13 protein-coding genes are annotated in these 14,382 nt (G+C 36.8%); 7 read left to right on the top strand and 6 right to left on the bottom strand.

Annotated elements, in window-relative coordinates; genetic code table 11:
• Positions 1-5 precede the first annotated feature (5 nt).
• The 6 genes from radC (at position 6) to ES765_RS01735 (ending at position 5,701) form a co-directional block, all read left to right on the top strand.
• Positions 6-704: a RadC family protein gene (gene radC, locus ES765_RS01760; protein ID WP_138110878.1), complete on the top strand. Its 699-nt coding sequence runs from the start codon at positions 6-8 to the stop codon at positions 702-704.
• The gene (locus ES765_RS01755; protein WP_138110877.1) at positions 705-2,000 is read left to right on the top strand and encodes a polysaccharide deacetylase family protein; all 1,296 of its coding nucleotides are present in this window, start codon (positions 705-707) and stop codon (positions 1,998-2,000) included.
• Complete coding sequence (locus ES765_RS01750; RefSeq protein WP_138110876.1) at positions 1,993-2,682, top strand: YjjG family noncanonical pyrimidine nucleotidase; 690 nt, start codon at positions 1,993-1,995, stop codon at positions 2,680-2,682. The genes ES765_RS01755 and ES765_RS01750 overlap by 8 nt, the downstream gene beginning before the upstream one ends.
• A 51-nt stretch (positions 2,683-2,733) precedes the next feature.
• Positions 2,734-3,279: a hypothetical protein gene (locus ES765_RS01745; RefSeq protein WP_138110875.1), complete on the top strand. Its 546-nt coding sequence runs from the start codon at positions 2,734-2,736 to the stop codon at positions 3,277-3,279.
• Positions 3,276-4,721 carry a DUF5723 family protein gene (locus ES765_RS01740; protein WP_138110874.1) on the top strand — a complete coding sequence of 482 codons (1,446 nt, stop codon included), beginning with the start codon at positions 3,276-3,278 and terminating at the stop codon, positions 4,719-4,721. The genes ES765_RS01745 and ES765_RS01740 overlap by 4 nt, the downstream gene beginning before the upstream one ends.
• A gap of 77 nt (positions 4,722-4,798) precedes the next feature.
• Positions 4,799-5,701: a hypothetical protein gene (locus tag ES765_RS01735; RefSeq protein ID WP_138110873.1), complete on the top strand. Its 903-nt coding sequence runs from the start codon at positions 4,799-4,801 to the stop codon at positions 5,699-5,701.
• Here the strand turns inward: ES765_RS01735 and ES765_RS01730 are convergent.
• Positions 5,698-6,975: a replication-associated recombination protein A gene (locus ES765_RS01730; protein WP_138110872.1), complete on the bottom strand. Its 1,278-nt coding sequence runs from the start codon at positions 6,973-6,975 to the stop codon at positions 5,698-5,700. The two genes, ES765_RS01735 and ES765_RS01730, sit on opposite strands and share 4 nt — an antisense overlap.
• A gap of 138 nt (positions 6,976-7,113) precedes the next feature.
• On the opposite strand from ES765_RS01730, the gene ES765_RS01725 reads away from it, so the two are divergent.
• Entirely contained in the window at positions 7,114-7,857 is a 744-nt protein-coding gene (locus ES765_RS01725) for a rhomboid family intramembrane serine protease (RefSeq protein ID WP_138110871.1), read from the top strand.
• Between the two features lie 6 nt (positions 7,858-7,863).
• Here the strand turns inward: ES765_RS01725 and rlmB are convergent, their stop codons facing one another.
• From rlmB to ES765_RS01700, 5 genes are all read right to left on the bottom strand, one after another.
• Positions 7,864-8,601 (bottom strand): 23S rRNA (guanosine(2251)-2'-O)-methyltransferase RlmB, encoded by a 738-nt coding sequence (gene rlmB / locus ES765_RS01720; protein ID WP_138110870.1) that lies wholly within the window; start codon positions 8,599-8,601, stop codon positions 7,864-7,866.
• A 120-nt stretch (positions 8,602-8,721) separates the two neighbouring features.
• Positions 8,722-10,077, bottom strand: coding sequence for an arylsulfotransferase family protein (locus ES765_RS01715; RefSeq protein WP_249356191.1), 1,356 nt, complete (start codon positions 10,075-10,077; stop codon positions 8,722-8,724).
• 119 nt (positions 10,078-10,196) lie between these two features.
• On the bottom strand, positions 10,197-11,600 hold the full coding sequence (locus tag ES765_RS01710) for a PQQ-dependent sugar dehydrogenase (protein WP_138110869.1): 1,404 nt from the start codon (positions 11,598-11,600) through the stop codon (positions 10,197-10,199).
• A gap of 189 nt (positions 11,601-11,789) precedes the next feature.
• A complete protein-coding gene (locus ES765_RS01705) occupies positions 11,790-12,671 on the bottom strand; it encodes a hypothetical protein (protein ID WP_138110868.1) in 882 nt (293 codons plus the stop codon).
• An 11-nt stretch (positions 12,672-12,682) separates the two neighbouring features.
• The gene (locus tag ES765_RS01700) at positions 12,683-14,374 is read right to left on the bottom strand and encodes a SusD/RagB family nutrient-binding outer membrane lipoprotein (RefSeq protein ID WP_138110867.1); all 1,692 of its coding nucleotides are present in this window, start codon (positions 14,372-14,374) and stop codon (positions 12,683-12,685) included.
• Positions 14,375-14,382 lie beyond the last annotated feature (8 nt).

The following is a 14,382-nucleotide window of genomic DNA, read 5'->3' as shown; positions in this document are numbered from 1 at the left end:
AGCCTATGCAGGATAAACCCACTTCATTCTCTATTAAAAATTGGTCTGATGATGACAAGCCAAGAGAAAAATTGGCTCAAAAAGGGCGTTCGATTTTATCTGATGCAGAATTGATTGCTATTTTGATAGGTTCAGGCAGTAGGGCTGAAAGTGCTGTTGAGCTCTCTAAACGTATTTTGGCCTCAGTTGATAATAATCTGAATGAATTGGGTAGACTATCCATTAAACAACTAATGACCTTTAAAGGAATCGGTGAGGCAAAAGCAGTTACGATTGCCGCAGCGTTAGAAGTGGGTAGAAGGAGAAGAGGAGAAGATTCATTGAAAATCGAAAAAATAGGTAGTAGCCAAGATGTCTATTACCTCTTACAACCCATACTTGGAGACTTGGAGCATGAAGAATTTTGGATTCTTTTCCTAAATAATTCCAACAAGGTATTGCATAAGGCACAATTGAGTAAAGGTGGTATTACGGGGACTTTGGTCGATGTTCGTTTAGTTATGAAGCAAACCTTAGAGCTTGGCGCAGTGGCAATAATTTTAGCACATAACCACCCATCGGGCACCTTAAAGCCAAGTGCTGCAGACAAACAGATTACTCAAAAGATTAAGGTGGCATGCGAAACTTTAGACATTAAGGTCTTAGATCATTTGATCATTACCCAGAAAAGTTATTATAGCTTTGCAGACGATAAAATTTTATAAATGTTATTAATCTATACGCATAAGATAACACCACGGCTAACCTATGTCATGAGGCATATCTTTGTAAATATATTAGGTGTTGAGCTAGATTTCACTACAAAGGTAGAAGAGTTCATCAAGCATACTGGGCCAAAAATCACATATACCAAACAGCCATTACAAAACGAATTTTTTATTCGAAGTAATGAGCTATTGTTCGAACAAGGTATTAACGATATTCAATTAAGTATATCGGAGTGGAGTGGTACACCTTGTTTTTTTCCTACAGGGGAACGGAGTAATTTACCCTTCGATATTTTTGCGGCTAGTTTCTTTCTAATTGCTAGGTATGAGGAATATTTACCGCACGTAAAAGATATTCACGGAAGATTTTCACCTAAGGATAGTGTTGCATTTCAAAACGGATTTTTACAAAAGCCGGTTGTTGATATTTGGGCCTATAAACTGTTAGCCGCATTGAAAGAACGATTCGTTGATTTTGAACATAAAAATAGTTCATATGACTACATATCAGTTTTAGATGTCGCTACTTCTCATTGCTATGCCAATAGAGGAATTGCACGCGGTTTGGTAGGCTTGGTAATGGATATTGGCACGTTCCAACTCAAGCGAGTTTATGATCGCATTGCGGTGGGGTTAAATAGGCAAAAAGACCCGTATAATAATTTTGCAGAATTAATTGCATTACACAAGCAGTATAATGTGAAATGCAACTTCTTTTTTCAATTTGCAGATTATTCCAAGTATGATAAAAACGTTTCTACCAACAACATAAAGTTTAAGTCGCTTATCAAATATGTAGCAGATTATGTCCCCGTCTCTTTGGCAGCTTCTTACAGTTCCTTTACGAATCTAGAATTGCTAAAAAAGGAAAAAGCAAATTTAGAAGTCGTTATCAATAGGCCTGTGAATAATTCTAAAATGCGCTACAATAGAGTTGATGTGCCAGAAACCTATCGAAATTTAATTGCAGCCGAATTTACCGATGATTTTACAATGGGCTATACATATGAGTTGGGCTTTAGGGCAGGCACCTGCACTCCGTTTCAGTTCTATGATATTCCCTTAGAGGTAAAGCAACCGATTAAAGTACATCCCTTTGCAATACATGATTATGCCTTATCAAAAATAAAAAGAGATGAGGTGATATTACAACAGGTACGTAAATTAATGAGGGAAGTAAAAGAAGTTAATGGCACCCTAATAGCAATGTTCACCAATGAGTTATTAGGGAATAAAGATGAGCATGATTGGATGTCTATTTATGCTGAAATAATAAAAGAGCAACATGTTTAAAAATAAGGTAACGGATGTTTTTTTCGATTTAGACCATACACTTTGGGATTTTGATAAAAATTCTGCATTTACGTTCCAAAAGATATTTCGGGAGCAGCAAATACATTTAGAACTTGAAACTTTTCTGGCGGTTTATATGCCGGCGAATCTCAAGTTTTGGAAAATGTATCGGGAAGAAATAATTACGAAATCAGAATTACGGTATCAACGGTTGAAATCGGTTTTTGATACCTTAGAATATGCTATTTCAGATAGCGTCATAGATATTTTATCCGAAGAATATATCAACTATCTATCCTCCTTCAATAATCTTTTTCCTAATACGGTTGAGGTTTTAGATTATTTAAAACCAAAGTACAAACTTCACATTATCACCAATGGATTTCAGGAAATACAAGAGAAAAAGTTGATAAATTCTGGAATTCACGGCTACTTTAATCAAATAATAGATTCTGAAATGGCTGGTGTTAAAAAACCTAATCCAATCATTTTTGAACTTGCCTTAGATAGGGCAGGTGTAGCACCACATAGGTCTTTAATGATAGGTGATAATTTAGAGGCTGATATTCTTGGGGCAAAAGCAGCCGGTTTTCATACCCTACATTTTAATGCCCATAAAGAGGAACGTCATAATGAGGCTCCTATAATTTACGATTTACAAGAAATAAAATCACTTTTATAGAGTTAGTACTACTACAAGGTTTTGCCTTAGTTTTTATAATATGTAGTAGCTATGAAAGTCGTGCGCATTTTAATACCTGTTCTCTTTGGCCTTATGTTGGGGGTTTCTTGTTCTGAAAAGCAAGATTTCGAACAGTTAGATGACTTAGAGATTACCCCTAGTTATGAAGCTAGTGTTTTTTATATAAAAGCTCAGGAAAGTCTTATAAATAGAATATCTGGGCTACGTTTTTTCTCTCAAGATTTTAATTTTGATGCATTTGAAGAAGCATTTTTCGCTAATAGGGTGCGCTCTGGGGTCTTAACGTATGAACTTGAGAATACGACGAGTAAGCCCATTGAAATAAGCCTTGAATTTTTAGATGAAAATGAAGAGGTACTTGATACAGAAGAATTTATAATGGATGCCGCCCCAACAGCTACCCTCATACGTGATGTTGCCTATGGTGCTGCCGGCAAGAGTCTTGATTTTATCAGAAATACATCAAAAATAAGATTGATTGCCCGCAATTTAGGTGACAATAGTAGTACATCAAATCTGCCAGATCCAGCTATTATTCTTCGTTCTAGCGCTAAATTTACTCTAGAATTAAAATGAGATTAACCTACTCTCTAATACTATTTGGCTTTTTGTTTAGTTTTGGGATTTGTGCCCAGAATAAGCAAGTGCTTTATGATTTTAATGAGATTCCACAATCCTTATCATTGAATCCTGGTATGGAAACTGATTTTAAATGGTATGTTGGTGTGCCTTTACTGTCGGGTATTTCAGGATATGCCGGTTCTAACGGTATTTCGGTACATGATATTTTCGTCGATGATGGGGTAGACATAAATGTGAAAGTTAGGGAAAGGGCATTAGGTGGGCTTACACCAAACGATGAATTTAGTGCTACCATACAATTGGAATATTTCAATGCTGGATTTAGAGCGTCGAATCCTGCGATATTCTACTCTTTTGGAGGGTACTTCGAAATAGATAATAGTACCTATTGGCCACAAGATTATGCGGCTTTAATTTTTGATGGTAATGCAGATCAGCTGAATAGAAAATTTGATTTAGGAGATTTGAAGTCCAGAGGTTCAATGGTAAATGTTATGCATTTCGGTATCAATAAAAAGATGGATAGGAACTTAACGGTCGGTATTCGCGGAAAATTATATTCTGGTATCGTCGATTACAATACCACCTCAAATAAAGGGTATTTAGTGAATTCACTTGGGGAAAATAATAGAATTGCCACTACGTTAGATGCAGATTTGATGCTACGTACTTCTGGTATTCAAGCTTTAGATGAAGCTAGTGATTCAGGTTCTTCGACAAACGCATTTGTTAAAAGAGCATTTTTTGGAGGTGACCTTGGTTTAGGGTTCGATGTTGGTTTTACCTATCATTTATCTGAACGTACTTCAATTACTGGAAGTATTTTGGATGTCGGATTTATATACCACGGTAATGACGCTAAAAGTTACAGCCTTAACGGCAGGGCGACTGTTGAGGGCATAGAAATAAATGTTTTAGAAGATTTTGGAAATCTTGAGAGAGATTTTTGGCAAGATTTAGTTGATGAGGTAGAGGTGTTGGTGCCTTTTGAAACCGATACCAAGAGCTATGTTACCTTCAGGCCAACTAAACTATATGGTTCTATTCGAAATGATTTTGGTCAATCAGTAGGTGGTGGAAATGGTCAACTAGAATGTGATTGTACCGCTGGGTCCACTGGTGGTGGAGAACTTCGCACGAAGTATAGAAATTCAATTGGCGCACAAGTATATGCAATCAATAGACCAAGGGGGCCGCAAGTAGCATTATCAGGTTTTTATACCCGTAGAATTGGAAATATTTTAGCATTGAAAGCGATCTATACCGTAGATAAATTTAGCTATACTAATATAGGATTAGGAATGAATCTTCAGGCAGGGCCAATTAATCTTTACGTGATGGCAGATAATTTGCTCTCATATCAAAATATAGCAGCCAGCAACTACGCTTCCTTTCAGTTTGGGCTGAATATTATATCTTGGGGTAGCACTAAGTAACCGCTCTTCTTAACTGGATAATATTTTTTTGGCATGCTTTTTTCATATATTACGATGAATTTAAAATTCTAGATATTTTGAAAATAGTTATTGCATTACTAGTTACATTCATAGGGGTTTCGGCATTTTCCCAAACCGAATTGAATGATTATAAATACATTATCGTTCCTAAAAAGTTTTCTAACTTTAAAAATGAAAACCAGTACCAAACCAGTACTTTGATTAAATACCTTTTTAAGGGTAAGGGCTTTAATACGGTATACGATGATGAACTACCAACAGATTTGAATTCAAATAGATGTTTGGGTCTTTTGGCAGATTTGCAGGATGACAGTTCTATGTTTACTACAAAAACTAGTATAACGCTTAAAGATTGTAATAGCAATGTAGTCTTCAAGACCATGCAAGGTCTTAGTAAAGAGAAGGTGTACAAAGCTGCGTATACAGAAACTGTGAGGGAGTCAATGCGTTCATTCAATGGTGCTAGTTATACTTATAATGGAAAGAGTGAGAAAAATGAGCCGATAACCGTCAGTTTTAAAAATGACATTAAGAAATTAGATACTCCAAAAATCGCTAAAGTTACCCGTGTAGATTCAACTAAAGAAAATGTAAAAACAGTTCATACTTCTGCGGTTACTGAGAAAGCTACCGAGACAAATCAGTATTATAAAAATGCGGAACCCGTAGAATCCAATATTAAAAAAGCAAATCAGAAAGAACCATCTTTAAAAAAAATAGCCCTTAAAAAACTGAATGTAAAAGATATCTGGTATGCACAGGCTACTGATAATGGCTTTCAATTGGTTGATAGTACGCCTACTATAAGAATGAAACTATTGAAAAGTTCGGCAGACAATGTCTTTATGGCTCAGACGGAAGCAAAGAATGGAATGGTGTATCAGAAAGATGGTAAATGGGTTTTTGAATACTACGAAAAGGACCAACTCATTCAGGAAGAATTGAATATAAAATTCTAAAAATCATATTTATCTTTCCATCTATTCTTTAAAAATTCACTCAAAGTTTTTTCGCGTTGATTGTTGCCTGGGGTATAGAACGTAGTACCTATAAGTTCATCGGGTAAAAATTCTGCGTCAACAAAATTGTTTTGATAATTATGGGCATATTTATATTCTTGGCCGTACCCTAAATCCTTCATTAGTTTGGTGGGAGCGTTTCGTAACGGTAACGGCACAGATAAATTACCTGTTTGTTTAACTGCTTGTTGCGCTTTACCTATGGCCATATAGCTCGCATTGCTCTTAGCAGATGTTGCTAGGTAAATGGCACATTGGCTTAAGGTTATTCGTGCTTCTGGGTAACCGATTATGCTTACAGCCTGAAACGTGGTGTTCGCTATGACCAAAGCAGTAGGATTTGCCAATCCAATATCCTCAGAAGCTGATATAAGCATTCTTCTAGCGATGAATTTTACATCTTCCCCACCTTCTATCATTCTTGCTAACCAGTAAACGGCACCATTTGGGTCACTTCCGCGTATAGCTTTAATAAAGGCGGATATGATATCATAATGCTGCTCTCCCGTTTTGTCATAGAGCACCGTGTTTTTTTGAACTTTAGAAAGTACTAGTTCATTCGTAATAATGATGTCGTCATTTTGTTCGGAATTAACGACCAATTCAAAAATATTCAGCAATTTTCGTCCATCTCCTCCCGATAAGCGTAGTAAGGCTTCGGTCTCTTTGATTGTTATTTTTTTAGATTTTAGAAAACTATCCTTTTCCATTGCTCTTGTAATCAGATTTTCCAAATCTTCTTTTCCAAAAGCGTTTAAAACATACACTTGACAGCGTGATAATAATGCAGGTATAACTTCAAAACTAGGATTTTCGGTTGTAGCACCAATTAAGGTCACCCAACCTTTTTCAACAGCCCCTAGAAGTGAATCTTGTTGAGATTTACTAAATCGATGAATCTCATCAATAAACAGAATTGGGTTTTTAGAGGTAAATAGGCCGCCAGACTGCTTTGCTTTATCAATGACTTCACGAATATCTTTAACGCCACTATTGATGGCGCTGAGCACATAGAATGGTCTTTTGCTTTCTTGTGCGATAATATGAGCTAAGGTAGTTTTTCCTGTGCCAGGGGGTCCCCAAAGAATAAGTGAAGGAATAATTCCTTTTTTAATTTGATGTGTCAATGAGCCTTTTTCTCCAACTAAGTGATGTTGACTTATATATTCATCTAAGGTTTTTGGCCGTACACGTTCAGCTAAAGGTTCATTCATAGTACAAAAGTATGATAAACTTAAAAGAGTAGATACTACTTCGTTAGCGAATCAATAACTTTAAAGCGTATAATGACAATTTGACCAGTTTAAGTAATTTGGATTCATAATTGCAAATTTCATTTAAAATGTAAGTTCATGTCAGAAATGGGACATTTTAAATTTTCCAATAAAACCATCATAATTCCGCTGTTGGCGATGATATTGATATGGGCAGTTTATTGGTTAGAACTTATTCTTGGGGTAAATTTTAATACGTTGGGAGTGATGCCTCGAACCCTTTCTGGTCTTAAAGGGGTGTTTTTAAGCCCTTTTATACATGGCTCGCTTGAACATTTATATAATAATACCATTCCGCTAGGAATACTTTTTTCTGCCCTTTGGTATTTTTATAGGGATGTTGCCTGGCGTATTTTGATATATGGCATTTTAATTTCTGGTTTTCTAACGTGGTGTATTGGCCGTACTTCGTATCATATTGGGGCAAGTGGTCTAATTTATGTTTTGGCAAGTTTTATCTTTTTCAAGGGGATATTTAGTTCCTATTTTAGACTTATCGCCTTATCATTGATTGTTGTCTTTGTGTATGGGAGTTTACTTTGGTATATTTTCCCCGTGGAGGAAGGAATATCTTGGGAGGGTCATTTAGCTGGTTTTTTTACTGGATTACTTTTGGCAAGTATAATCAAAGCGAAAGTTCCAAAACCAAAGAAATATGAATGGGAGCTAGATGATTTTAAGGAGGAAGATGATGTATTTTTAAAGCATTTCGATGAGGCAGGTAATTTTAGGGAATTACCTGCCGAGGAGGAGACCTACGAAGATGATTTTAAAATAAATTATATATACAGGTCAGCGCCCCCAAACGATAAAACTGAATAATAATAGTTATTGTGTTCGTTGGCGAACTGCTTCGTATAAAAATACAGCACAGGCTACAGATACATTAAGAGATTCAATCTCGCCTAGTAAGGGTAGTTTAGCGCAATAATCAGAAGCTTTTAGAATGGAAGGTGAAATTCCACGGTCTTCAGCACCCATCACTATCGCAATTGATTCTTTAAAAGAAACATCATAGACCGAGTCTTTGGTCTTTTCGGTCGCTGAAACTATTTTAATTCCTGATGCTTGTAGGTAAAAAACAGCGTCTTTTAAGTGGTCTACTTTGGCAATTGGTACTTTGTATGCTGCACCAGCCGATGTTTTAATGGTGTCGGCCGTTACGGGAGCGGCACCTTTCTTTTGAACAATAATACCATCAACACCGGTACATTCGGCCGTTCTAATAATAGCGCCAAAATTTCGAACATCAGACAGTTGATCCAATAATAAAAATAAAGCAGGACCTTCTTTTTGACTTGATTTATCCACTAATTCTTCTAGCGTATGAAATGCAATAGGGGAGATGTTGGCAACCGCACCTTGATGGTTACTTTTTGTTAGCCGATTTAATTTTTCAACAGGCACATACACCAGGTTGATCTCATTACGTCGCAAAAGACTTTCCAAATCTTTCATAAGCTCACCTTTAAGACCTTTTTGAAGGAAGACCTTATCTATCTCTTCGTTTGAGTTAACGGCTTCTATAATGGCTCTTAATCCGTAAATCTGAGTGGTTTTTTCCATGAGGTAAAGGTAAATAAAAACCGCTCAACAATTGTTGAGCGGTTGTAAATCTTAATTTTTAAAAGGCATTTAATTGGTATGGATTGATTTTTTGTTTTTAGATGTAAGAATTGTTGCAAATTAAAGATCTAAGGCTATAATAGCTGGATCATCTTTGGCATAATGATAGGCTCGCCAAAAGAACCCTTGTGCTGAGAACTTCCATACTACTTCTCCTTGTTGGGTTACTTCCCAAAGACCAAAATCACCTTCAGTAATCAAGGTGTTTCCATTGGGTAGCCTTACGGCACCTGAAACTTTTGGAGCATATAATTCTGAATCAGTAAAGCTCCATAGAATTTCTGGAGCGGAAGCTTCTGGAATTGCTTGTTGTGTGAGTGCTGTTGGAAGTTTAAGTTCATAAACAGTAGATTGCTCAAGGTTGCCTCCATTGGTATATATCAGCATCTTACCTGGCTCAAATAAATTCGGATAGTGATTATTTACGAATAGGCGTTCTGAACTAGCATCATTCTGAGTAGACGGATTCCCAAATCTGTAGATTAAATCACCTCCTTTACCAAAGTTTCCGCCAGCATGGGTGGCAGAATTTTCTGTAGTTGTTGAATGGTCTATGACCCAAACTTCACTATAGAAATTTACACTGAGATATATTAAATCATTTATACTATCATATCCTATACCATTTGCATGCATAATGTTTCCGTTTAACGCATCCACATAATTTAAATGTATTAACTGTGGATTTTCTTCGATACTTCCGAAATTCAATTTGCTTTCATCAAAATCTTGAACTAAATGGTCTTTAGCATGCCATTCCCACACTATTGTGTCTGTGGTAGGGTTAATTTCTATAATCGATTCTGGGTAAATAGCTGTATCTAGCATAGAGCCATTGGCAAGTGCTTCTTCTTGCGTCATTTTCTCCCAAGCAATGGCCAATACATGGCCGTTTGGCAGAAGTTCAACGTCGTGGTGAGACCTATGCTCGGTATTAGAATAGTTAAAGTCCCATAACGCTTCTCCATCCTTTTTTATAAATTGAATTTTACCTCCAAAACCACCAAACTGTATTTCAGGGTTGTCAGCTTGAAGAGAAGCGAGCAACGTACCATCTTCCAACAAAAGAACATCATTGCCAATTTTTCGGTCGCCTAATGGCCATTCATAAACGTTATTAGCATTTTTATCCATTAAATATACTCTATTAGCTGCGGCATCATTTACTAGAATGTAATGGTCTTCAACAAGCTTTTTGTTGTAAAAAGTTACCGTTCCTAGTTCTCCAATCGTTGTTTCTACAGTGTCTTTAACGGTTTCTTCTATTTCCTCCTCGTTCTCTATTTCCTCTTCGTTCTCTATTTCTTCTCCGGGAATTACCGTTAGTTCATCCTTATCGTTAGAGCACGAAAATAACAGTAGAATGAATAGACTAAAGACTATATTTTTGATAATTATTGTATTTATGCGTATCATAAGGGGTCATTTAATTTTCTAAAGCTATTTTAATATATTACATAATGACAAGAAAAGTTGATTGTTTTCTTCATAGTATAACCTATAAATTCACAAGAAATTAAAGTTTGATTTTAATATTAATTTAATTCTTCTGGCGTTTTAAGATAAGATTTTGATTTTCGACTCTTCATTTCTAAAAGTTGTTCGTCTCCAAATGCTTCTTTATTCCCACTGAATTTTACGCGCCAAATTTTACCTTGTTTTGATTCTGAAATGTAAAGGGAACCATCACTACCCTCTGCCAGACCCATAGGTCTATATTTTGCGTCAGGCATTGTAACAATGGTGTTTACGCCTGCAAAACCATCAGCAAATACTTCCCATTTACCAGTTGGTTTTCCATCTTTAAATGGAATAAATGCTACAATGTATCCGGCTTGTGGGTAAGGTGCCCTATTCATAGAGCCGTGAAAGGCAATGAATGCGCCTCTTTTATATCGTTCTGGGAATGCATCGCCTTTATAAAATAATAAATCATTAGGGGCCCAATGTGCAGGAAGACCCATTATGGGTTTTTTATATGCTGTAGCTTCTTTTTGTCCATCGCCACCATATTCGGGGGCTAGAAGTTTTTTACTTTTAAAGTGATCATAATAACTATAGGGCCAGCCAAAATTATCACCTTCTTCAATTTTCATAAATTCTTCAGCGGGTAGCACCGCTTGATCCCATTTACTATAGTATTGTGGAGCATGGTTATGTAAATAATCACGGCCATGTTGTACACCATACAAACTATTGTCCTCATCATTCCATGAAATGGCTACCATACTTCGCACACCGGTAGCATATAGTGTTCCATCTTGTTGCGACTGATTTAATTTATTCTCATCAAATTTCCATATACTGCCAAGAACTTCAACCCCAGGACACGGGTTTAAGCCTTTAATTTGCCCTACTGAATTTGGGTCTTCACATGCGTTGGTTGGAGCACTAAAGGTGACGTACATTCCGCCATGATTATCAAATGCCAAAGATTTAGCATTATGCCATCTTTTTGGGAAATAATCGGTTAAGATGACTTCAGGTTTGCCTTCGGGGATTAAATTAGTAGGGGATAGTTTCTGTCTGTAAATAACTTGTTCTGAACTAAAATAGAGATATTCATTATGTATGCGCATCTCAGTTGCAAAAGTGCCGTCGTTTGGATAATCGCCAAATCTTTGTATAATGTCAGCAGCACCATTTCCTGTCGTATCACGCAAGGCCATATTACCGTTGGTGCCGGTTGGCACCCTTAATTTGGCATAGATATCACCATTAGTGTTTACTGCTATATGTCTTGAGGGTCCAATACTATCTACAACAACAATAGCAGAAAAATTTTTTGGAAAATACAGGCCACCGTTGATTTCTATTTTGGCAGGCGTATTTTTTATCGTTGGGGTATTGGCATTATCGGAGGTACTAGGTGTTTTTTCTGAACTGTTTTTACAGGAGAAGATAAGTATTACAAAGAGTAAAAGTAGATAGCGGTTCATTTGCTTTTTTTGAAAAATGTAGTGGTATTTATAATGTATAGGCAAATTTCATACCTGATACTTATTTTAATTGTTGATTGAAATAAGTAATATATTGAATATAATAAAAGGTTTTCAATTGCTTACGTACAAAATGAAAAAGGGTGTAAACTATGTTTACACCCTTTTTATAATTAAATCAATCTTATGTTATAAATTCAATGGTAAACAGAAATCAAACAAGTTTCCTTTTGCTGGAGAAGGTCCTAAATCTAGAACTGTTTCGCCATTGGCAGATACTACTTGGAAAGAATTCTCCTCATCATACGAACCAGTGTTATGTACTATTTGAATAGATTCCGTACCAGCGGGCACATCGAATGCAAAAGTTGTTTCGGCACCACCATCATGAGTATAATTGGTAGATGTACCATCAATAATAACATCTAACGACGCACCATTCCAAGAATCTCCATAAGAGTCTTGTAGAGCTAACGTCCATTCCCCAGCTGTTGGGACAATCGGTGGGCAAACTAATGGTATAGTATATTGAAACGGTGATCTAAAGTAAGATCCACCAGATACAGTATTATTTAGGTTTCCATTTGAAAATGCTCTTCCATCAGTAAGATTTAATACATATCTTATGATAAAGGAATCCCCACCAGTATAGTCACTTGCTGTTAAACCAGAAGCTGCTGCTAGCTCACCTAATGTGTATGCAACAGTAATGCTTGGTAATTCATCAGCATTCGGTGAGAAAGCTGATGCAGGTAGCGTTGTTATCAAAACTTCTGCTACAGAAGAATCAGGGTCAGCAGCACTTGTAAAAGAGCTATACACTTGTACGTCTTGTAAAAGAGCTCCTTGTGCATTGTCTTCAACTTCAAACGTAGTTGAGAATGAAGAAGAAGGGTCTGAGAAACTTAGTGATTGTGCTGCTATGTCTGCAGTTGGTGTCGTAGCTCTAAAAACAGCCCCACGAGTTACTGTGTCGAAGACATCATTAATCGCTTTATTGCTGGACTCACAGGCTATAAAGCCTGTGGCTACCAACGAAAGTAACATTATGTTCTTAATATATCTTTTCATCTTTGTTTATTTTAGTTTGATAGTGGAAATCCAGCATCAGGGTTATTGTCCCAGAAAACTTTAACTGTAACCGTTTCCTTTTGTGTCACATTGCTGTTATTATTCGCATAAACTGACGGATAAAGGAATGATCTCATGAAAGCACCTGGATTAGGTTCTCTATTTGGTTGTAAATCATTTGGATACCCCGTTCTTCTATAGAAGTTATAGGCATCTATTCCATTACCAAATAATGAAACGAAGAATTCCTTAGCAATTAAGTTAAGTTTTTCATCACCAACCGCAGCATCGTAAAGTGCGTCAACTTCAGCAATATAATCAGCTACATCATCATCTGATGGAGCAAGTGATAAATCGGCATCGGCATCTAATTCTCCGAAGGCTAACGTTTTATCCATTGACTTTTGAATTCCACTAGTTAAAAATATCTTTGCCCCAGCAGCATCGTTACTGGCATACGCAATTTCTGCTCTTAGGAAGTCAACGGTTTGTGCCAAGAATATTGGCATGATACCAGCTCCACCGGCACCAGTACCTAAATCGACTGATTCAAACGTACTGTCATCAAATTCACCACCTGCAGGATAAACTCCGTATGTAGTTTTTAACTGGCCATCTGGAGGTGTACCATCGTCATCACCATGGTCTCTTCCCCAGTACCCATTTGGTAGGTAGCAGAATGTGAATCCACCAGTCACGTAATGTGGAGGTGCAGGTTCTACACTACAAGAAAGATTTTGTTGATTAGGACCATCTGAATCTACAGCACCTGGTGTAGTTTCGGCTTGTCTGTAATAATAGTATCTAATTCTTGGGTCACTACCTTCGTAAGTAGCATCACCATTGTCAACTTTAGAATTATCCATGTAATTCATCATCCAATGACTCATGTAGTCATCTGAACCTTGTGGTGTATAGTTGTCTATATAGTTAGGATGTCTGGAATCTGGATTTACCACATTGGTTCCCCAAGAAAATTGAAAATCCTCGTCAACAGAAGTAATGTAGTTACCACCCGTAATAATAGCATTAAATGCGCCAACTGCTCCTGCATCTACCAATCTACTTTGAGCGTAGATTTTTAATTTTATGGAATTCGCTAGTTTTACCCAAGTATCCCAATCTCCTGCATAATAATAATCATTATCAGGATCTGCTGCGTTATCGGTAGTTGTGAAGTTGACTTTTGCTGCGTCTAATAGGCCAAGTGCGGCTTCGTAAATTGAAGCACCACTATCTACAGCAGGGTTTAAATTCTCAATACCTCCAATAGCTTCAGAATAAGGAACGTCTCCATAAAAATCTACCAAAGTAACAATGGTAAAGGCTTCCATTACCTGACCCATACCAATATGACGTTTGAAATTAGCATCTGTTGCCAATACATTCATTGCTCCGATATCCGTTAACATGGAAGAATAAGCAAATTGCCATTCTGCATCTTGTCCCGCTGGGGAGTATGCTTGCTGATACAAACGAGTTTGCATGCTTTCCATTCTAGTTAATTCAGATCCATTGGTGCCAAAGGCATCATTGAATCGAGCGAATTCTTCTTGCACACGATTCAGATAAAAGTCTGGTGTTGCTTGCTCTGGACTAACCGCATTTGGGTCAGTAATCAAATTCAGTTCAGTAGTCTCACACGAAAGGACAAGCCCTGCGGAGAATAATGTTAGAACTACGTTTTTAATAAATATTTTCATTTTTTTAT

Source organism: Maribacter sp. ACAM166, from assembly GCF_005771495.1.
In the GTDB taxonomy this organism is placed as follows: Bacteria; Bacteroidota; Bacteroidia; order Flavobacteriales; family Flavobacteriaceae; genus Maribacter.
Note: the sequence above shows the minus strand (reverse complement) of the source record. Positions and strands in the feature narration are given on the sequence as shown.

Bases quoted from the DNA above. Each gene is read 5' to 3' on its own strand.
- radC (WP_138110878.1), top strand. From the start codon at position 6: ATGCAGGATAAACCCACTTCATTCTCTATTAAAAATTGGTCTGATGAT.
- ES765_RS01755 (WP_138110877.1), top strand. From the start codon at position 705: ATGTTATTAATCTATACGCATAAGATAACACCACGGCTAACCTATGTC.
- ES765_RS01750 (WP_138110876.1), top strand. From the start codon at position 1,993: ATGTTTAAAAATAAGGTAACGGATGTTTTTTTCGATTTAGACCATACA.
- ES765_RS01745 (WP_138110875.1), top strand. From the start codon at position 2,734: ATGAAAGTCGTGCGCATTTTAATACCTGTTCTCTTTGGCCTTATGTTG.
- ES765_RS01740 (WP_138110874.1), top strand. From the start codon at position 3,276: ATGAGATTAACCTACTCTCTAATACTATTTGGCTTTTTGTTTAGTTTT.
- ES765_RS01730 (WP_138110872.1), bottom strand. From the start codon at position 6,975: ATGAATGAACCTTTAGCTGAACGTGTACGGCCAAAAACCTTAGATGAA.
- ES765_RS01725 (WP_138110871.1), top strand. From the start codon at position 7,114: ATGTCAGAAATGGGACATTTTAAATTTTCCAATAAAACCATCATAATT.
- rlmB (WP_138110870.1), bottom strand. From the start codon at position 8,601: ATGGAAAAAACCACTCAGATTTACGGATTAAGAGCCATTATAGAAGCC.
- ES765_RS01715 (WP_249356191.1), bottom strand. From the start codon at position 10,077: ATGATACGCATAAATACAATAATTATCAAAAATATAGTCTTTAGTCTA.
- ES765_RS01710 (WP_138110869.1), bottom strand. From the start codon at position 11,600: ATGAACCGCTATCTACTTTTACTCTTTGTAATACTTATCTTCTCCTGT.
- ES765_RS01705 (WP_138110868.1), bottom strand. From the start codon at position 12,671: ATGAAAAGATATATTAAGAACATAATGTTACTTTCGTTGGTAGCCACA.
- ES765_RS01700 (WP_138110867.1), bottom strand. From the start codon at position 14,374: ATGAAAATATTTATTAAAAACGTAGTTCTAACATTATTCTCCGCAGGG.